Below are 18,761 nucleotides of genomic sequence, written 5' to 3'. Positions count from 1 at the left end.
GGGATTACGAGAATTCGCCGCTGGATCACGGGCACGAGGGTAGGTGGCCCCTCCGCACGGCGTCAAACCGGGTCCCGCTGGCACCATCGAGGGCGTGACGAGCGAGCAGACCAGCGACGACCCGGTGACGGCGGCGTCCGGCCCGGCGACGTTCCGGCCCGTGCCGCTGGTGGCGCTGATCGCCGTGGGGTTCCTGCTCATCGGCCTCTCGCCCATCGCCTTCCAGGGCGGCGCGTGGTTCCTGGTCCTCCTCCTCCCGCTGCTGCCGGCGTGGTGGCTGCTGCGCACGCGCACGGTCGTCGACGGCACGGCGCTGCACGTGCGGCTGGCGTGGGGCGCGCACCGCGTGCCGTGGGACGACGTCGCGACGCTGCGGGTCGCCGAGCGCGGCTGGGTCCGCGCGGTCCGCGGAGAAGAGGCGGCACGGAGCGGAGCGGGAGCTGCCGCGCCGAAGGCGAACAACAGCGAGGTGGCACTGGTCGGCGTCCGGCCCCGCGACCTCGGCCGTGTCGCCCGCGCCAGCGACGGGCGCATCGACATGCCGACCCCGGACGAGGTCGCCGCCGCGCGCGAACACCAGCGCGAGCTCGAGGCCACGCGCATGCGGATCGCGAAGCTGCGGGAGCGGCAGGCGGCGGAGACGGGGCAGGAGACGGGGCACGAGACAGTGCACGAGACCGAGGACACCGCCGGCGACGAGGAGAGCCGGGCGTAACCTCGCCGGTGGTCCACCACTGATCACCTTTCTGCGAGGTCACCCGTGCCGCCGCTGCGCTCACGCGTCACCACCCAGGGCCGCAACGCCGCCGGGGCTCGCGCCCTCTGGCGCGCCACCGGTCTCACCGACTCCGACTTCGGCAAGCCGCTCGTCGCCATCGCCAACTCCTACACCCAGTTCGTGCCCGGGCACGTGCACCTCAAGGAGCTGGGCGAGCTGGTCGCGGGCGCGGTGCGCGAGGCCGGCGGGGTCGCGCGGGAGTTCCACACGATCGCCGTGGACGACGGCATCGCGATGGGCCACGGCGGGATGCTGCACTCGCTGCCGTCGCGCGAGGTGATCGCCGACGCCGTCGAGCACATGGTCCAGGGCCACGCGGTCGACGCGCTCGTCTGCATCTCGAACTGCGACAAGATCACGCCGGGCATGCTCAACGCCGCGATGCGGCTGAACATCCCGACGGTGTTCGTGTCCGGCGGGCCGATGGAGGCCGGCAAGGCCGTGGTCGTCGACGGCGTCGCGCAGGCGCCGACCGACCTCATCACCGCGATCTCGGCGTCGGCGTCGTCGCAGGTCACCGACGACGGGCTCACCGAGGTCGAGCGCTCCGCCTGCCCGACGTGCGGGTCGTGCTCGGGCATGTTCACCGCCAACTCGATGAACTGCCTGACCGAGGCCCTCGGGCTCTCGCTGCCCGGCAACGGGTCGACGCTCGCCACGCACGCCGCGCGGAAGCAGCTCTTCCTCGACGCCGGCCGCACCGTGGTCGACCTCGCGCGGCGGTACTACGCCGAGGACGACGACTCGGTGCTGCCCCGCAACGTCGCGAGCAAGCACGCCTTCGAGAACGCCATGGCGCTCGACGTCGCGATGGGCGGCTCGACCAACACGGTCCTGCACATCCTCGCCGCCGCCCACGAGGCCGAACTGGGCTTCACGCTCGCCGACATCGACGCGGTCAGCCGGCGAGTCCCCTGCGTCTCGAAGGTCGCGCCGAACTCGTCGCACCACATGGAGGACGTGCACCGCGCCGGCGGCATCCCGGCGATCCTCGGCGAGCTCGACCGCGGCGGGCTGCTGCACCGCGACGTGCACGCAGTGCACGCGCCGTCGCTCGACGCCTGGCTGGGCGCGTGGGACATCCGCGGCGTCTCGCCCTCGCCGGAGGCCGTCGAGCTCTTCCACGCCGCGCCGGGCGGGGTGCGCACCGTCGAGCCGTTCTCGACGACCAACCGCTGGTCCTCGCTCGACACCGACGGCGCCGACGGCGTCATCCACGACGTCGAGCACGCGTTCTCCGCCGACGGCGGCCTCGCCGTGCTGACCGGCAACCTCTCCCCCGACGGCGCCGTGATCAAGAGCGCGGGCCTGCCCGAGGACGGGCGCCACTTCCGCGGCCCGGCCCGCGTGGTCGAGAGCCAGGAGGAGGCCGTCTCGATCATCCTCGGGAAGAAGGTGCAGCCCGGCGACGTGATCGTCGTGCGCTACGAGGGCCCCGCCGGCGGCCCCGGGATGCAGGAGATGCTGCACCCGACCGCCTTCCTCAAGGGCGCGGGGCTCGGGGCGGTGTGCGCGCTGGTCACCGACGGCCGGTTCTCGGGCGGCTCGAGCGGCATCTCGGTCGGCCACGTCTCCCCGGAGGCCGCGGCCGGCGGGGCGATCGGGCTGGTCCAGGACGGCGACGAGATCCTCCTCGACGTCGACACCCGGCGGATCGAGCTGCTCGTCGACGACGACGTGCTCGCCGAGCGCCGCGCCAAGATGGACGCCTCGGAGCGCCCGTGGCAGCCCGCCGTCGAGCGCCACCGCGAGCTGACCAGCGCGCTGCGGGCGTACGCGAAGCTCGTCACCTCGGGGGCCACGGGCGCCGTGCGCTCGGTCTAGTCCCGGAGGGACCGGACGGCCCGGGGGGTCGTGCCACCGAGCATGACCACCCCGGCGCCGACGCCCGCCACGAAGGCCGCGAGCGGCGCCGACGCCGGGCCGCCCAGGACACCGACCACGCCCCCGACGACGGCGATCACCGTCAGGACCGCGCCGAGCACCAGGAACGGCCGGGCGCCGACGAGCCACCAGCGGGCCAGCGCGAGGAAGTGCACGCCCACGACGAGCACGACCCACGGCACCGAGAGCTGGGGCGCGAGCCTGCCGAGCACCGCCGTGCCCCCGAAGAGCGCGACCACCTCGAGCGCCACGATCAGCTGGTAGGACCGGGTCATCGGGAACATCCCCACGTCGCCGGTGACCCGCCGCCGGCGGACGTACGCGAGGACGACCGTGGCCGCGCACGCGACGGCCACCACCGCCGCGACGACGTGCCCGACCGCCCCGAGCAGGCCGGCGTTGAGGACGACGAAGAGCGCCCCGAAGCCCGCGCCCACCAGGTCGCCGACGTCGATGGGGCGGTCCACGGACCGGACGCTACGTCAGGCCGGCGGGTGCCGGTGCGACGCGGCGCGCAGGGCGTCGGCGATCCGCCGGCACTCGTCGCGGGTGAGGACGGCGGTGTGCCGCCCCACGGACATCACGGCGAACGGGTCACCGTCGTCGACCTGCACGGACACGATCTCCTCGCCCGCACCCGTGCTGACGGTCGTCCAGGCTGTCATCGCCCACTCCACTCCTGACGTCGTCCACGTCGGGATGCGTGGGCGCTGACCTCCTTTCTACATACTTGCGTGTCAAATGGCAAGTAAGTGCGGCGGTCAGTACCCGTTGATCACCAGGTTCGGCGGGTCCTCGCCGCGCGCGACGGCGGCGAGCTGGGTGTGCACGACGCGGTAGGCGCGGTCGAGGTGGCCCGGGACGCTGCCGCCGACGTGCGGCGTGATCAGCAGGTGGGGCGCCGACCAGAGCGGGTGGTCGGCGGGCAGGGGCTCGGGGTCGACGACGTCGATCGCCGCGCGCAGGCGCTCGCTACGCAGCTCGGCGAGCAGGGCGTCGGTGTCCACCACCGGACCCCGCGCGGCGTTGACCAGCAGCGCCCCGTCCGGCATCGCGGCGAGGAACGCGGCGTCCACGAGCCCGCGGGTCTCGTCGGTGAGGGGGACGAGGAGCACGACGACGTCGTGGTCGGGGAGCAGGTCGGGCAGCTCGGAGGTGGCGTGCACCCCGTCGCGGGCCCGTCGCCCGACGCGGGTGATCGTGGCGACGTCGAAGGTCTCGAGCCGGCGGGCGGTCTGCTCGGCGAGGTCGCCCGCGCCGACGAGCAGGACGCGCTTGCCGGTGAGCGTGTCGGTGATGTGCTGGTCCCAGCGGCCCTCGTCCTGCGCGCGCACGAACGGCGGGATCTCGCGCAGCACCGCGAGGGTCGTGGCGAGCACCCACTCGGCGGTGACGCCGCCGTGCGCGCCCTGGCAGTCGGAGAGCTGCACGCCCTCGGGCAGGCGCCCCACCCACATCTCCGCGCCGGCGGAGAGCAGCTGCACCAGGCGCAGGGACGGGCAGCGTTCCACCAGCTTGAGCGCCTCGGTGGTGGCCAGGAAGCCGGGGATGAGGACCGCGGCGCGCTGCGCGGCGTCGGGCAGCTCGGCGGCCTGCTCGTCGTAGCGGACGAGCTCGAGCCCGTCGATGTCGGCGAGAGCGGCCTCGCCCTCGGCGTGGGGCACGAGGACGGTCACGGGTTCGGTGCTCACGGTCCGCGGACGGTAGTCCACCCGTCTCACGGCCGGCAGAGACGCCGACGCCTACTGTGTCCCCCCGTGATCGGTCCGCGCCGCTGCACCGCCCGACGGGCAGGGATCCTGCTCGTCGTGCTCGCGGCGCTCCTGGCCGGATGTGCCCAGTTCCCGGACGCCGGCCAGCAGCCGTGGCGCGAGCGCCCGGACCTCGGCGCCGAGCGCGCGCCCCAGCCCCAGCTGCCCGAGACCGGCGAGCCGACGCCCGCGCCGAACTCGGGCCCGCCGTCGGTGCCCCCGCCGTGCGTGGACCCCGACCCGCAGGTGGTCGCCACCTGCCTCGCGCCGCTCTCGGCGATCGTCACCCTGCCCGGCGGGGCCGCCGCGCTGGTCGCCGAGCGCACCACCGGCCGCATCCTGCGCGTCGCGCCCGACGAGGAGCCGGAGGTCGTGGCGACGGTCCCGGTGAACGCCGCGGGCGACGGCGGGCTCACCAGCATCGCGCTCTCCCCCAGCTACGCCGAGGACCAGCTCGTCTACGTCTACGCCACCACCGGCGGCGGCAACGCGGTCATGCGCGTCGCGCCCGGCGACGTCCCGAAGACCGTGCTCGGCGGCATCCCGAGCGGGCCGTCGGGCAACAGCGGCGCGGTCGGCGTCGAGCCCGACGGGACCCTGCTCGTCGCCACCGGCGACGGCGGCAGCCGGGACGCCGCGACCTCCCCGACCTCGCTGGCCGGCAAGCTCCTGCGCATCGACCCGTTCGGGCGGCCGGCGCGCGGCACGCCGAACCCGACGTCGCCGATCGTCGGCAGCGGGCTGCACGCCCCGGGCGACGTGTGCGCCGACCAGGCCACCGGCGTCAGCTGGGTGACCGACCAGGCCGGGCCGCGCGACGTGCTGCTCTCCGTGCGCCCGGGAGAGGCGCCGGGCGCGAACGCCGCGACCTCGCCGGCGTGGACGTGGCCCGACCGCCCGGGCGTCGCCGGCTGCGCCGCCCTGCCGGGCACGCTGGTCGTCGGGCTGGAGGGGTCGAGCGCCATGTTCGTGCTGCGCCCGACGCCGCAGGGGTCGTTCGTCGGCACCCCGCAGTCGGTCCTCGCGGGCACCTACGGGCGCATCACCGGCACCGACGTCGCCTCCGACGGGCTCATCTGGTTCACCACGGCCAACAAGGGCGGCGGGGGTCCCGTGACGCCGACCGACGACCGCGTCGTGCGCATCCGCCCGCCGTCCGGTGGGGCGAGCGGGGCGGACTAGCGGGGTTCGTGGTGCCCACGCACCACCCCCGGACACACCACGGCCCCGCTCCTCCACCAAGGGGTGTGGGGGAACGGGGCCGTGGGTTCGCCCGGTCTGGGGAGCGGACCGGGCGACGAGGTCGGTCGCTCAGTCCTCGTCGCTGTCGCTGTCGGCGTCGCCGAAGGACAGGACGCTCGAGCCGTGCGAGGCGACGGCGTCGTCGAGCTTGTGCGCCCCGGCACCGGTGGCGTCAAGGACGTGGCCGGAGACGCGGTTCGCGGCACCGGAGATCTTCTGCTCGGTGTCGGTGGCGCGGCTGCCGACCGGGACGCCGTTGGCGTTGGCGGCGGTCTGCAGGTCCGAGGTCACCGCGGAGGTGATGCGGTTGACGTCGTGCTGGCCGGCCGAGACGTGGCCGCCGACGAACTCCTCGGCGCCCTTGAAGGTCGTCGGGGCGTCGGTGGACGCGAGGTCAGCCACGCTCTCGGCGTTGCTCTGGGCAACGTCCTGCAGCGTGTGCGTCGTGTTGTCGAGGTCCGGCGCCTCGGCCGCGAACGCGAAGGACGCGGTGCCGCCGGTCAGGGCCAGCGCCGTAGCGGCAGTGAGCGCGCCGCGACCGGCGACCTTGCCGACCGTGCTGGTCTGCCGGGCACTGTGTGCACCCATTCGGAACCCTCCAGTACTTCGTGTGGCGTCGGGGGATACGACCGAGCGATGGCACGCTGTGACGCCCGGTCAAGAAGCCGCTACACGCTGCTCCCTGAATCACCCAACGGAGGGATCCCGTTCGGGTTACGGCCGGATCACGAAAAACATGATCCAGATCTTCGCTGCCGGACCTACCGGCAACGCTCCAGCACCAGCTCCTGCACGCGAGCGGCGTCCGCCTGGCCACGGGTGGCCTTCATCACGGCGCCCACGATCGCGCCGGCGGCCTTGGTCTTGCCCGCGCGGATCTTCTCGGCGATGTCGGGCTGGGCGGCGAGCGCCTCGTCGACGGCGGCCGTCAGCGCGCTCTCGTCGCTGACCACCGCGAGACCACGCCCGGTGACGACCTCGTCGGGCTCGCCCTCGCCCGCCAGCACGCCGTCGACGACCTGGCGCGCCAGCTTGTTGGTCAGCGTGCCGTCGGCGACCAGCGCCACCACGCGCGCGACCTGCGCCGGGGTGATGGCGAGCTCCGGCAGCGTCACGCCGGCGGTGTTGGCCTGCTGGGCGAGGTAGGACACCCACCAGGAGCGGGCGGCCTCGGGCGGCGCACCGGCGTCGACGGTGTCGGCGACGAGGTCGAGCGCGTCGGCGTTGACCAGGTCGCGCAGCTCCTCGTCGGACAGGCCCCAGTCGGTCTGGATGCGCGCCCGGCGCTCCCACGGCCGCTCGGGCAGGCCCGCGCGCAGCGTCTCCACCCAGTCGCGCGACGGCTCCAGCGGCGGGAGGTCGGGCTCGGGGAAGAAGCGGTAGTCGGCGAAGGTCTCCTTCGGCCGGCCCGCCGACGTGGTCCCGGACTGCTCGTCGAAGTGCCGGGTCTCCTGGGTGACGGTGCCCCCGGAGAGCAGGACGCCGGCGTGGCGACCCATCTCGTAGCGCACCGCGCGCTCCACCGAGCGCAGCGAGTTGACGTTCTTCGTCTCGGTGCGCGTGCCGAAGGCCTCGGTGTCCTTGGGCTTGAGCGACACGTTCGCGTCGCAGCGCATCGAGCCCTGGTCCATGCGCACGTCGGAGACGCCGAGCCCGCGCAGCACGTCGCGCAGCGCCGTCACGTAGGCGCGGGCGACCTCGGGCGCGCGCACGCCGGCCCCGACGATCGGCTTGGTGACGATCTCGATGAGCGGCACGCCGGCGCGGTTGTAGTCGAGCAGCGAGTGGTCGGCGCCGTGGATGCGGCCGGTGGCTCCGCCGATGTGCAGGGACTTGCCGGTGTCCTCCTCCATGTGCGCGCGCTCGATCTCCACGCGCCACGTGGTGCCGTCGTCCAGCGGCACGTCGAGGTACCCGTCGAAGACGATCGGGTCCTCGTACTGGGAGATCTGGAAGTTCTTCGGCATGTCCGGGTAGAAGTAGTTCTTCCGGGCGAAACCGGAGCGCTCCCGCACCTGGCAGTTGAGCGCCAGCCCGATCTTGATCGCCGACTCGACGGCGGTGCCGTTGAGCCGCGGCAGCGAGCCGGGCAGGCCGAGGCAGACCGGGCAGATGTTGGTGTTGGGCTCGGCGCCGAACGCGTTGGCGCAGCCGCAGAACATCTTGGTCGCGGTGTTGAGCTCCACGTGCACCTCGAGCCCCATGACGGGGTCGAAGCGCTCGCAGACCTCCTCGACGGTGTAGGGCGCCGCGTCGATCGTGGCGGTCATCGGGTCGTCTCCAGGGCACGCAGTTCCGGGATACGGGGGCCGGCGCCGGGGCCGCGGGCGACCTCGTAGGCGGCGGCGACCCGGTAGGCACGGTCGTCGGCGAGGGCCGGGGCCATGATCTGCAGGCCGACGGGCAGGCCGTCGTCCGCGGACAGGCCGCACGGCACCGAGAGCGCGGCGTTGCCGGCCAGGTTCGACGGGATCGTGCAGAGGTCGGCGAGGTACATCGCCAGCGGGTCGTCGGCGCGCTCGCCGATCGGGAACGCCGTGGTCGGCGTCGTCGGCGAGATCAGCACGTCGCACGTCTCGAACGCCGCAGTGAAGTCGCGGACGATGAGCGTGCGGGCCTTCTGCGCCTTGCCGTAGAGCGCGTCGTACGACCCGGCGGACAGGGCGTGCGTGCCGATCATGATGCGGCGCTTGACCTCGGCGCCGAAGCCCGCCTCGCGCGTCAGCGACATGACCTCGTCGGCCGCGTGCTCGCCGTCGTCGCCGACCCGCAGGCCGTAGCGCATGGCGTCGAAGCGGGCGAGGTTGCTCGACGCCTCGCTGGGCGCGATGAGGTAGTACGCCGGAAGGGCGTAGGTGAACGACGGGCACGAGACCTCGACGACCTCGGCGCCCAGCTCACCGAGGGTCCGCACGGCGTCGGTGAACGCCCCGAGCACGCCGGGCTGGTAGCCCTCGCCGGAGAACTCGGTGACGATGCCGATGCGCACGCCCGACAGGTCGCCGCGGGCGCCGGCCTGCGCGGCCTCGACGACGGGCGGCAGGGGCGCGCTCACCGAGGTCTGGTCGTTCGCGTCCTGCCCCCCGATGACCTCGTGGAGCAGCGCGGCGTCGAGCACCGAGCGGGCGCACGGCCCGATCTGGTCCAGCGACGACGAGAAGGCGATGAGGCCGTAGCGCGAGACCGTGCCGTAGGTCGGCTTGACGCCCACGGTGCCGGTGACCGCGCCGGGCTGGCGGATCGAGCCCCCGGTGTCCGAGCCGAGCGCGAGCGGCGACTCCCCCGCCGCGACCGCCGACGACGACCCGCCGCCGGAGCCGCCGGGGATGCGCGTGAGGTCCCACGGGTTGCGGCTGGGCCCGAACGCGGAGTTCTCGGTGGAGCTGCCCATGGCGAACTCGTCGAGGTTCGTCTTGCCCAGCGGCACCAGGCCCGCGGCCCGCAGCCGGGCGACGACCGTCGCGTCGTACGGCGGCCGCCAGCCCTCGAGGATGCGCGAGGCGGCCGTCGTGGGCATGTCGGTGGTGGTCAGGTTGTCCTTGAGCGCGACCGGCACCCCGGCCAGCGGCGAGGCGGGCGCGCCGTCGGCGATCGCGCGGTCGGCCGCCTCGGCCGCGGCCAGCGCACCCTCCGCGTCCAGGTGCAGGAACGCGTGCACGCCGCTCTCGGCGGGGCCGTCGACGGCCTCGATGCGCTCGAGATGGGCCCGGGTGACGTCGACCGACGACACCTCGCGGGCGTGGATGCGGCGCGCCAGCTCCGCCGCGTCGAGGGAGATCAGCTCCGACCCCGATGCTGCTCCAGCTCCGCTGCGCTGCGTGTCGCTCACAGTTCCTCCCCGAGGATCCGCGGCACGCGGAAGCGCCCCTCTTCGGCGGCCGGCGCCTCGGCCAGCGCGACGTCACGGCGCAGACACGGCTCCTCGGTGTCCGGGCGCAGCACGTTGGTCTGCGGGACGACCTGCGCGGTCGGGGGGACGTCGTCGGGAATCTCGCCGACCCGGGAGACCGTGTCGACGATCGCGTCGATCTGTCCCGAGAACATGTCGAGCTCGGCGTCGGAGACGGCGAGCCTGGCCAGGCGGGCGAGGTGGGCGACGTCGTCGCGGGTGATGTCGGACATGTCCCTCCGGGGTCGTGCACGGGCTCGCGCGTCGAGGGGTCACCGTCGTCCCGGGCGCGGACACCCAGTCTAGGACCGGCCTCATCGAGGTTTCCGGCGGTCAGGCCTGATCATCGCTCGCCCGGACCGGGGTGCTCCTGCGAAGATGCGCCGGTCCCGTCGGCGGGGTCCCACGACGGGCGCCCGGGCGTGACGCCGCCCGACGGCGAGGGGTCGAACCCACGGCCCACGCCGCGAGAGCACGCCGGTGCCGTCGGGAGTCCCGGGAGCCGAGGAGGGCCGTGACCTACCTGCTGCGCGTCGTGCTGCCGGACCGTCCGGGCACCCTCGGGGCGCTCGCATCCGCACTCGGTGCCGAGGGGGCGGACATCCTCTCCGTCGACGTCGTCGAGCGCGGGGGCGGATCGGCGGTGGACGACCTCGTCGTCGACATGCCCAGCTCCCGGCTGCCGGACGTGCTCATCACCGCCGCGGAGGCCGTCGACGGCGTCATGGTCGAGTCGGTGCGCCCGTTCGCCGGCGCGCTCGACACCACCCGCGAGCTCGAGCTCGTCGAGGCCGTCACCGCCCGGCCCGAGGACGGGCTGGACCTGCTCGCGGACGGCGTGCCGCGGCTGTTCCGCTCGGCCTGGGCACTGATCACCGAGGCCACCGGCGAGGGCAGGCGCGTGCGCCGCGTCGCCTCGAGCTCGGCGGCCCCGGAGACCGAGGCCGCCGAGCTCGGATGGTTGCCGCTGGACAAGGCGACCGTGCTCGACCCGGCCGGCGGCCACACGGTCCCCGAGGCCTGGACCGACCTCGACACCGAGCTCGCCGCCGCGCCCCTGGGCCGTCCGGAACGCGCCGTCGTCGTCGGGCGCCCGGGCGGGCCGGCCTTCCGGCCCTCCGAGCTCGCCCGCCTGTCGCACCTCGCCGGGATCGTCGCGACGATCACCGGCTGACCCTCAGGTGGCGGGAATGATGTTGGCGTTGCGGTGGAAGACGTTGTCCGGGTCGTAGGCGGCCTTGATGCGCTGCAACCGGGAGAACTTGTCCCCGTAGGACGCCGGCAGGCGATGGATGTCGTCGGGCATGATCTCGTTGACGTACGCACCCTTGCCGAGGGCGAGGGGTGCGAGCGCGTCGTAGAAGCCCCGGACCCAGACACGCTCCTCCGCGAGACCGTCGGCTCCGGGCGTCATCCCGAGGATGAACACGGACAGGCGCGGGGACCGTCCGCCGCCGAACGCCGTGCTCTGCTCGTCCATTGAACTGAAGGCGCCGGAGAGCACGTAGAAGAACAGCGCACTCATCGGCGAGGCCATGCGACCGGCCTGTTCGACGATCACGTCGATGGCCCTGTCGGTGAACTCCTCGAGATACAGGGCCTTGACGTAGGTGTGCGTGCCCCACGGGAATGCTTCGTCGAACATCTGTTGCAGCGCGGCATAGGGCATCGGCGTGATCAGTTCGAACAACGCAGGGGGCAGCGCACGACGGACCCGGTCGACCACGTCGCGGTGGCTCTGCTCGGACCCGAACCCGACGGCGGCGAGCGCGAAGCCGAGCCGGCCGCGGTGCTCCTCGGGGACGAACGGTTCCGGGGGCGCGTGCAGCGCGACCACCTCGAAGCTCACGTCGGGCGGCAGGTCGGGGATCAGGTCGCGAGCCACCCGCAGGGCGTCTCCCGCGTCGTCCATCCCGTAGAAGAGCATCGCCAGTTCGACCTGCGGACCCACGTCGTGGAGGGCGACCTCGAACGCCGTCACCACTCCGAAGTTGCCGCCGCCCCCACGGATCGCCCAGAAGAGGTCGGGGTTCTCACCCGGGGCCGCGCGGACGATGCGCCCGTCCGCGAGGACGACCTGTGCGGCCACGATGTTGTCGCAGGTCAGCCCGTGCTGGCGGGTCAGCCAGCCCATCCCGCCCCCCGTCGCGATGCCCCCGACACCGGTGTGGCCGATCTCGCCGAGCGGCACGGCGAGGCCGTGCGCCTGGGTGGCCGCGTCGATGTCGCGCTGCAGCGCTCCGCCGCCGATGACGGCGCGGCGGGCCTCGGGGTCCACGACGACGTCGTTGATGCGGCTCAGGTCGATGGCGATCCCCGCGTCGCCGACACCCATGCCGGACCCGGAGTGGGCTCCGCCGCTGCGCACCGAGACCTCCAGCGAGGCGTCGCGGGCGAACACCACGGCCCGGGCGACGTCCTCGGCGCTCTCGCAGTACGCGACGACGGCGGGCCTCCGGTCGATGTCGCCGTTCCACACCTCACGGGCCTTGTCGTATCCCGGATCGTCCGGGGTGACCACGGTGCCGGTCAGCGCCGTGCGTAGATCGTCGATTCGGGAAATGACCTGTGTCATGGTGGCGCTCCGCTCCCGCGAAGAATGAAGGGTCACCACCGTAGAGCGACACTCCGTATTCGGCGCTGCTCTGAAAGAGTCGCGACGAGGAGCAATTCAGGTATCGAAGCGCCGTTCAGTCACGCCACGTGAGAGATCGCGCGCAATACGCGTCACGAACAGCGCAGGGTGTCGGAGCGAACGCAGTGGGGCGTTCGTGAAGGGTTGCTCAGCGACGGTGCTCGGCGCGCGACCCGGGCCAGAACCCCGAGGACCGCAGGCCCCCGCGCACGCCGTTGCGGCGACGCTCGTAGCGCCCGCCGACGTCGTGTCCCAGCGCGTAGCGCACGAGCTCCTCGTTGCCCGTCGCGAGCCAGGTGCCGTCGGGGCCCTTGAGGGTGTCCTCGAAGCCGATGCGGGTGTCGAGGTTGTTGCGCTTGGCGTACTCGAGCACGGGCCAGGCGCCCGCCTCCTCGCCGTGCAGCAGGATCGGCGCCGGCACGGGGCCGAGGGCCTTGAGGATGCGCACGGCCTCCGCGACGGCGGTGTCCGGGTCGGTGACGGTGACCTCGGCGAGCACCCGCACCGTGCCGCGCGGCAGGCCGGCCTGCTTGAGCTGCACGGCGTCGCCGGTGGTCCACACGCCGAGCTCGACGCCGATGTCGACGGCGTCGAGCGCCGCGCACACGCGCTGCCAGCCCCGCTCGTGCACGTTCACCGAGGCGACGTCGGGGCGGGCGTGGCGGGGCAGCCGGCCCCACTGCCCGATGATCTCGGTGCGCTTGAGGGGGTCGGGCTCGACCCAGCGCGCCGTCGTCACGCCGATCTCGAGCTCGGGGGCGTCGCGGCGGATCGTGTCGACCACGGTGCCGATCACGCGCGGGTCGAGGCTCTCCTGGCCGTCCCGGTCGCGGGGGTGCACGTGGAGGCTCTGGACCCCGAGGGCGGCCACCGCGCGGGCGTCGCGGGCCAGGTGGCGCGGGCTCATCGGCACCGCCGGGTAGACGTCGGCAGGTCGGGCACCGTTGGGGCAGCACTGCAGCACCGCGGCGTCCTCCCCTCTCGCGACCCTGGACCGGGGGTGTCCAGCTTCGACGCTGCCGACGACGAGGGCAACGCCACGGCGACGACGTCGGAAATCCCACATCGATCCCACCCGGACGGACGCAGGCGTCGTCACCCGACGGTGTGAGTCTGCCTGACGACGTCCCGGGGCGGCAGACCGCCCGGTCCGTCCCGTTCCCGGCGCCCGCTCAGCCCTCTCCGGCGGACGGGTCGACGGCGGCCTCGGCGGCCGCCTCCGGACCGTCGGCGAGCAGCACCCGGAAGCCGTCCTCGTCGAGGATCGGCACCCCGGCCGACACCGCCTTGTCGTACTTCGACCCCGGCTCGTCGCCGACGACGAGGAACGCCGTCTTCTTCGACACCGAGCTCGCCGCACGTCCGCCGCGGGCGAGGATCGCCTCCTTGGCCTCGTCGCGCGAGAAGGTCGGCAGCGAGCCGGTGACGACGATCGAGAGGCCCTCGAGGGTGCGCGGCACCGACTCGTCGGCCTCCTCGGCGAGCTCCACCCCGGCCGCGCGCCACTTCTCGACGACCTCGCGGTGCCAGTCGACCGAGAACCACTCGCGGACCGCGTGGGCGATGGTGGGCCCGACGCCGTCGACCGCCGCCAGCTCCTCCTCGGTGGCGGCGTCGATGGCGTCGACCGACTGGAAGTGGCGCGCCAGCGCCTGGGCCGCCGTGGGCCCGACGTGGCGGATCGAGAGCCCGACGAGCACCTTCCACAGCGGGCGGTGCTTCGCGGTGTCGAGGTTGGTGAGCAGCTTGCGCCCGTTGGCCGAGACGTTGCCCGCCTTGGTGCGGAAGAGCTCGACCTGGATGAGGTCGTCCTCGGTGAGCCCGAAGACGTCGCCCTCGTCGTGCACCACGCCCGCGTCGAGCAGCGCGCTGGCCGCCTCGTAGCCGAGCACCTCGATGTCGAACGCGCCCCGGCCCGCGACGTGGAACAGGCGCTCCCGCAGCTGCGCGGGGCAGGAGCGGGCGTTGGGGCAGCGCAGGTCCTTGTCGCCCTCGCGCATCTGGCGCAGCTCGGTGCCGCACTCGGGGCAGTGGGTGGGCATGACGAACGCGTGCTCGTCGCCGGTGCGCGCCTCGACGACCGGCCCGAGGACCTCGGGGATGACGTCGCCCGCCTTGCGGATGATCACCCGATCGCCGATGAGGACGCCCTTGCGCTCGACCTCGCCCGCGTTGTGCAGCGTCGCGAGCGACACCGTCGACCCCGCGACGAGCACCGGGTCCATCTCGGCGAACGGGGTGACGCGCCCGGTGCGCCCGACGTTGACGCTGATGTTGCGCAGCGTCGTGGTGGCCTGCTCCGGCGGGTACTTGTAGGCGATCGCCCAGCGGGGCGCGCGGGACGTGGAGCCCAGCCGGCGCTGCAGGGCGACGTCGTCGACCTTGATCACCACGCCGTCGATCTCGTGCTCGGCGTCGTGACGGTGCTCGCCCCAGTAGGCGACGTGCTCGATCACCGCGTCGACGCCGTGGAGCACGCGGGTGTGCGTCGAGACCGGCAGCCCCCACGCCGCCAGCGCGTCGTAGGCCTGCGACTGGCGCTCGGGCGTGAAGCCGCACCGCTTGCCCAGGCCGTGGCAGATCAGGCGCAGCGGGCGGGTGGCGGTGACGCGCGGGTCCTTCTGGCGCAGCGACCCGGCCGCGGAGTTGCGCGGGTTGGCGAACGGCTGCTTGCCCGCCGCGACGAGCCCGGCGTTGAGCTCCTCGAAGTCGGCCAGGCGGAAGAAGACCTCGCCGCGGACCTCCATCAGCTCGGGCACCGGGAACTCGTCGGTGCCCGTCAGCTCGGTGGGCACGTCGGCCAGCGTGCGCATGTTGAGCGTGATGTCCTCGCCGGTGCGCCCGTCGCCGCGCGTCAGTGCGCGGGTGAGGTGGCCGTTCTCGTAGAGCAGGTTGACCGCGAGCCCGTCGATCTTGAGCTCGCAGAGGTAGAGCAGCTCCTCGGTGGGGAAGTCGAGCTCGCGCTGCACGCGCAGCACCCACTCGCGCAGCTCGTCCGCCGTGAAGGCGTTGTCGAGCGAGAGCATGCGCTCGAGGTGGTCGACCGCGACGAAGTCGGTGGAGAACCCGCCCCCGACCCGCTGCGTGGGCGAGTCCGGCGTGACCAACGACGGGTGGGACTCCTCGAGGCCCTGCAGCTCGACGAAGAGCTCGTCGAACTCGCCGTCGGTGACGATCGGGGCGTCGAGCACGTAGTAGCGGAACTGGTGGTCCGACACGACCTCGGACAGCTCGCGGTGGCGCTGAGCGGCGTCGGTCGGCACGTCGGTCTGGTCCGTGCTGGTCACAGGGGCGAGATTAGCCGCGCACCCCGACAGTGAACCGCGGATCGACCGTGTCGGGGCCCGGCGCCGGCGCGGCGCGGTACGGGATCGAGCACGCGATCGTCAGCACGCCCAGGCAGGCGAACAGCAGGACGGTCGCGGCGATCCCCGCGGGGGTGAGGACGTTCCGGCCGGCGTCGAGCAGCGCCACGATGACCAGGAAGGCCACGACCGGGAGGGCCATCGCCACCCAGGCCCACCGCCGCCGCCGCGGCGTCCCGCGGCCGGCCAGGGCCCACCCGCCCGCCATGGCCGGCAGCACGAGGAGCAACGCCGACGGGTCGAGGGCGAAGATCAGCGGCGCGAGCGCCAGCCGGGGGCGCGGGCGGCCGAGGCGCCGCCGGTGCTCGGCGTACCCGAGCAGACCGCCGACGACGGCGCTCGTGAGCAGGATGAAGCCGAACGTCCCGAGCCAGGTGACCTCGGACCCCGGTCCCGCGACCGTGGCCATGAACCCGCGCAGCGCCGCGCCCCAGGCGATCCCGCACAGGGCGCCGGCGACCACCAGCCCGATGCCCGGGGTCCGGTCGTGTGGCACGACGGCGGCGACCGCGAGGCCGCCCACGACGAGCAGGGACACGGCCAGGACCGCGTGCCAGGCGCCGCGGGGCGTGTCGAGGGCGACGTCGTGGTGGACGAGGGCGGTAAGTGCCACGGGGAGCGCCGCCAGCCAGGCCAGCACGCAGACCGCGCCGGCGAGCACCCGTGACCGGGACATGGCCACCTCCCGTGATGATGCACACGGAGAGTACTCGTGATCGGCCGTTCGAGGGGTGATCCTTCGGTCGGCGACTACTCCGGGTCGCGACCGAGGTGCCGTTCCACCGAGGCGACGAAGCCGGCGGCGATGCCCGCGTAGGAGGTCTCGGTGACGCCGCCGACGTGCGGGGTCACGGCGACGTTCTCGGCGAGCAGGGGGTCGTCGGGCTCGATCGGCTCCACCCAGGTGACGTCGAGCCCCGCGCCGGCGAGCCGGCCGTCGCGCAGCGCGGCGAGCAGGGCGTCCCTGTCGACGACGCCACCGCGCGCGACGTTGACGACGTGGCCGCCGGGGCGCAGGGCGTCCAGCGCGGCGGCGCCGACGATGCCGCGCGTCTCGGGGGTCAGCGGGCACGCCACCACGAGGTCGTCGCAGCGGGCGAGCGCGGCGGGGAGGTCGTCGACGCGGTGGTAGTGGGCGTCGTCGACGAGCTCCGCCGCCCGGGGAGTGTCGGCGCGCGGGCGGCGCCCGATCCCCACGGGCTCGGCGGCGAAGGCCCGCAGGCGCACGATCACCTCGGCACCGATGTCGCCGACGCCGAGCACACCCACCGTGCGCCCGGCGAGCGTGCGGCCCGACGGCTCGCCGACCAGGCTCTTCGTGACGTTGGCCCGGGCCTCCTCGAAGCGCCGCAGCAGCGCGAGCAGGTGCAGCAGGGCGACCTCGGCGACGGCGACGGCGTTGCCGGACTCGGCGCCCGAGACGTTGTCGACCGGCAGGCCGCGCGCGGCGGCGGCGTCGAGGTCGACCCCGGAGAGGCCGACGCCGAACTGCTGGATCATGCGCGGCGTCGTCGCGTCCATGAGGGCGCCCGAGATCGTGCTGCCCATCGGGCACAGGACGTCGACGTGCGCGAGGCCGCCGTCCGGCACCTCGACGGGCATGTCGACGATCTCGACCCCGGTCCAGCCGACCGCGTCGAACGCCGTCTCGAGGGCTCCTTGCAGGGCGGCGAACCCGCCGCCGACCAGTCCGATCCGCACGGTGATCTCCTATCCCCAGCCCTCGGGCGGGTCGACGAAGGCGCGGGCGAGCTCGACGCTCGTGCTCGTCGCCCGCCGCGCCCATCCCGGGCTCGCCCCGGCGAGACCGCAGCTCGGGGTGACGACGGCGCGGTCGGCGAGGCGGGCGCGGTCGAAGCCGAGGCGGTCGGCGAGGTCGAGGGCGGGCTGGGCGAGGGGCCGGAGCTCCGGCGGCGCGCTCGGGTCCGTCGAGGGGACGATGCCGAGCCACAGCTCGGTGCCCGCCTCCCAGATCTCGCCGAGGGCGTCGAGGACGTCCTTCGGGGCGTCGGCGCCCCCGAGCGCGGTGAGGTCGATCGCCACCGCGTCGGGGCGCGCGGCCTGGATCAGGGCGAGCGGCGGGGTGGGGTGGCAGCAGTGGACGGCGACGGCCGACGCCCCGGCGTCCTTCGCCGCGCTCACCGCGTTCTCCAGCAGCGTGCGGGCCTCGGCGCCCGGGACCGCGCCGACCGTCCCGTAGCCCGAGGGGGTCTTCAGCGAGCCGGCGAGGACGGCGGGCAGCGTCGGCTCGTCGATCTGGACGACGACGGGCGCCCCGGTGCGCCGCGCGAGCTCCGCGACGTGGGTGCGCAGGCCCTCGCCGAGGCTCGCGGCGAACTCGGCGAGCGCGCCGCGGTCGGTCAGCACCCGGTGCCCGGAGCGCAGCTCGATCCCGGCGGCGAGCGTCCACGGCCCCGCGACCTGGCACTTCACCGCTGGCGGCCGCGCCCCCGCCTCCCCCAGCGCCTCGTCGAGCGCGTCGACGTCGCGGGCGAGCAGCTCCTCGGCGCGCCGGTGGTCGCCGCCGGGCCGGCGTGCCACCCGGTAGCCCGACGGCCACACCTCGACGGCGATGTCCACGAGCAGCGCGGCGGTGCGCCCGACCATGTCGGCGCCGACGCCGCGCGCCGGCAGCTCGGGCACGTACGGCAGCCCGGGCACCTCGCCGACGACGGTGCGCGCGGCCTCGCGCACGTCGGTGCCGGGCCACGACCCGAGCCCCGTGGCCCGGTCGCCGGGCTGGGGCTCGCGGGTGTCCGCTTCCGGCGACGTGCTCGTCTCGCTCACGGCGCCAGGATCCACCTGGCGCGCGGGGGTGCGCGCCGCGGGGTTCCGAGCGAAGGGCACCGTCGCCTCGGAGAGATGGGCGAGGGGCGCCCGCCGCCGGAGCGCTCGCCCAGTCCGGCCGCCCGCTCGCGGAGATCAAGGGCGACCTCACGCACCCGGGACGCCGCCCGACGTGCGCCACGTCGCTCCTGATCTCTCGTGCGCCGGGGTGTGCGCCGCCCCGGCCACCGCTCGCGGAGATCAGGGGCGACGTCACGCACCCGAGACGGCGCCGGACGTGCGCCACGTCGCTCCTGATCTCTCGTGCGCCGGGATGTGCGCCGCCCCGGCCGCCGCTCGCGGAGATCAGGGGCGACGTCGTGCACCCGAGACGCCGCCCGACGTGCACCACGTCGCTCCTGATCTCCAGGACGCCGCGCTCGGCAGCCCG

Annotated in this window: 17 protein-coding genes; 4 read left to right on the top strand and 13 right to left on the bottom strand. The window is 74.2% G+C overall.

Annotation, left to right across the window (positions count from 1 at the left end; genetic code table 11):
- Window positions 1-94: 94 nt before the first annotated feature.
- Together EV188_RS03175 and ilvD are read left to right on the top strand one after the other, a co-directional pair.
- Window positions 95-715 carry a PH domain-containing protein gene (locus tag EV188_RS03175; protein ID WP_166659694.1) on the top strand — a complete coding sequence of 207 codons (621 nt, stop codon included), beginning with the start codon at window positions 95-97 and terminating at the stop codon, window positions 713-715.
- Between the two features lie 45 nt (window positions 716-760).
- Window positions 761-2,602: a dihydroxy-acid dehydratase gene (ilvD, locus tag EV188_RS03170; RefSeq protein WP_133824743.1), complete on the top strand. Its 1,842-nt coding sequence runs from the start codon at window positions 761-763 to the stop codon at window positions 2,600-2,602.
- On the opposite strand, the gene EV188_RS03165 is transcribed toward ilvD, so the two are convergent.
- From EV188_RS03165 to EV188_RS03155, 3 genes are all read right to left on the bottom strand, one after another.
- On the bottom strand, window positions 2,599-3,129 hold the full coding sequence (locus tag EV188_RS03165) for a hypothetical protein (RefSeq protein ID WP_133824742.1): 531 nt from the start codon (window positions 3,127-3,129) through the stop codon (window positions 2,599-2,601). The genes ilvD and EV188_RS03165 overlap by 4 nt on opposite strands.
- A 15-nt stretch (window positions 3,130-3,144) precedes the next feature.
- Entirely contained in the window at window positions 3,145-3,327 is a 183-nt protein-coding gene (locus EV188_RS32150) for a hypothetical protein (RefSeq protein WP_208113960.1), read from the bottom strand.
- A 96-nt stretch (window positions 3,328-3,423) separates the two neighbouring features.
- The gene (locus EV188_RS03155) at window positions 3,424-4,353 is read right to left on the bottom strand and encodes a 2-hydroxyacid dehydrogenase (RefSeq protein WP_133824741.1); all 930 of its coding nucleotides are present in this window, start codon (window positions 4,351-4,353) and stop codon (window positions 3,424-3,426) included.
- A 66-nt stretch (window positions 4,354-4,419) separates the two neighbouring features.
- On the opposite strand from EV188_RS03155, the gene EV188_RS03150 reads away from it, so the two are divergent.
- Window positions 4,420-5,595, top strand: a complete 1,176-nt coding sequence (locus tag EV188_RS03150; protein ID WP_243741442.1) for a PQQ-dependent sugar dehydrogenase — start codon at window positions 4,420-4,422, stop codon at window positions 5,593-5,595.
- A 129-nt stretch (window positions 5,596-5,724) separates the two neighbouring features.
- On the opposite strand, the gene EV188_RS03145 is transcribed toward EV188_RS03150, so the two are convergent.
- The 4 genes from EV188_RS03145 to gatC all read right to left on the bottom strand — a co-directional run bounded on the left by EV188_RS03145 (window position 5,725) and on the right by gatC (window position 9,777).
- A complete protein-coding gene (locus tag EV188_RS03145; RefSeq protein ID WP_133824740.1) occupies window positions 5,725-6,243 on the bottom strand; it encodes a hypothetical protein in 519 nt (172 codons plus the stop codon).
- Between the two features lie 173 nt (window positions 6,244-6,416).
- Entirely contained in the window at window positions 6,417-7,925 is a 1,509-nt protein-coding gene (gatB, locus tag EV188_RS03140; protein WP_133824739.1) for an Asp-tRNA(Asn)/Glu-tRNA(Gln) amidotransferase subunit GatB, read from the bottom strand.
- A complete protein-coding gene (gatA, locus tag EV188_RS03135; protein WP_133824738.1) occupies window positions 7,922-9,484 on the bottom strand; it encodes an Asp-tRNA(Asn)/Glu-tRNA(Gln) amidotransferase subunit GatA in 1,563 nt (520 codons plus the stop codon). The genes gatB and gatA overlap by 4 nt, the downstream gene beginning before the upstream one ends.
- Entirely contained in the window at window positions 9,481-9,777 is a 297-nt protein-coding gene (gene gatC, locus EV188_RS03130; protein WP_133824737.1) for an Asp-tRNA(Asn)/Glu-tRNA(Gln) amidotransferase subunit GatC, read from the bottom strand. The genes gatA and gatC overlap by 4 nt, the downstream gene beginning before the upstream one ends.
- Window positions 9,778-10,058: 281 nt before the next feature.
- Between gatC and EV188_RS03125 the strand changes: the two genes are divergently transcribed.
- Window positions 10,059-10,718 (top strand): ACT domain-containing protein, encoded by a 660-nt coding sequence (locus EV188_RS03125; protein WP_133824736.1) that lies wholly within the window; start codon window positions 10,059-10,061, stop codon window positions 10,716-10,718.
- 3 nt (window positions 10,719-10,721) lie between these two features.
- Here EV188_RS03125 and EV188_RS03120 read toward each other — a convergent pair whose 3' ends face one another.
- The 6 genes from EV188_RS03120 to EV188_RS03095 all read right to left on the bottom strand — a co-directional run bounded on the left by EV188_RS03120 (window position 10,722) and on the right by EV188_RS03095 (window position 18,331).
- Entirely contained in the window at window positions 10,722-12,119 is a 1,398-nt protein-coding gene (locus tag EV188_RS03120) for an FAD-binding oxidoreductase (RefSeq protein ID WP_133824735.1), read from the bottom strand.
- Between the two features lie 208 nt (window positions 12,120-12,327).
- Window positions 12,328-13,143, bottom strand: a complete 816-nt coding sequence (locus EV188_RS03115) for a 3-keto-5-aminohexanoate cleavage protein (RefSeq protein WP_133824734.1) — start codon at window positions 13,141-13,143, stop codon at window positions 12,328-12,330.
- A gap of 208 nt (window positions 13,144-13,351) precedes the next feature.
- A complete protein-coding gene (gene ligA / locus EV188_RS03110) occupies window positions 13,352-15,466 on the bottom strand; it encodes an NAD-dependent DNA ligase LigA (RefSeq protein WP_133824733.1) in 2,115 nt (704 codons plus the stop codon).
- A 10-nt stretch (window positions 15,467-15,476) separates the two neighbouring features.
- Window positions 15,477-16,220, bottom strand: a complete 744-nt coding sequence (locus EV188_RS03105; RefSeq protein WP_133824732.1) for a hypothetical protein — start codon at window positions 16,218-16,220, stop codon at window positions 15,477-15,479.
- Between the two features lie 74 nt (window positions 16,221-16,294).
- Window positions 16,295-17,245: an NAD(P)-dependent oxidoreductase gene (locus tag EV188_RS03100; RefSeq protein WP_133824731.1), complete on the bottom strand. Its 951-nt coding sequence runs from the start codon at window positions 17,243-17,245 to the stop codon at window positions 16,295-16,297.
- Between the two features lie 9 nt (window positions 17,246-17,254).
- The gene (locus EV188_RS03095) at window positions 17,255-18,331 is read right to left on the bottom strand and encodes a methionine synthase (protein ID WP_133824730.1); all 1,077 of its coding nucleotides are present in this window, start codon (window positions 18,329-18,331) and stop codon (window positions 17,255-17,257) included.
- Window positions 18,332-18,761 lie beyond the last annotated feature (430 nt).

The sequence above is a fragment of the Actinomycetospora succinea genome, assembly GCF_004363095.1.
In the GTDB taxonomy this organism is placed as follows: Bacteria; Actinomycetota; Actinomycetes; order Mycobacteriales; family Pseudonocardiaceae; genus Actinomycetospora; species Actinomycetospora succinea.
This window is presented reverse-complemented; position numbering and strand designations above follow the sequence as displayed.

Bases quoted from the DNA above. Each gene is read 5' to 3' on its own strand.
- EV188_RS03145 (WP_133824740.1), bottom strand. From the start codon at position 6,243: ATGGGTGCACACAGTGCCCGGCAGACCAGCACGGTCGGCAAGGTCGCC.
- EV188_RS32150 (WP_208113960.1), bottom strand. From the start codon at position 3,327: ATGACAGCCTGGACGACCGTCAGCACGGGTGCGGGCGAGGAGATCGTG.
- gatB (WP_133824739.1), bottom strand. From the start codon at position 7,925: ATGACCGCCACGATCGACGCGGCGCCCTACACCGTCGAGGAGGTCTGC.
- gatC (WP_133824737.1), bottom strand. From the start codon at position 9,777: ATGTCCGACATCACCCGCGACGACGTCGCCCACCTCGCCCGCCTGGCC.
- EV188_RS03120 (WP_133824735.1), bottom strand. From the start codon at position 12,119: ATGACACAGGTCATTTCCCGAATCGACGATCTACGCACGGCGCTGACC.
- EV188_RS03105 (WP_133824732.1), bottom strand. From the start codon at position 16,220: ATGTCCCGGTCACGGGTGCTCGCCGGCGCGGTCTGCGTGCTGGCCTGG.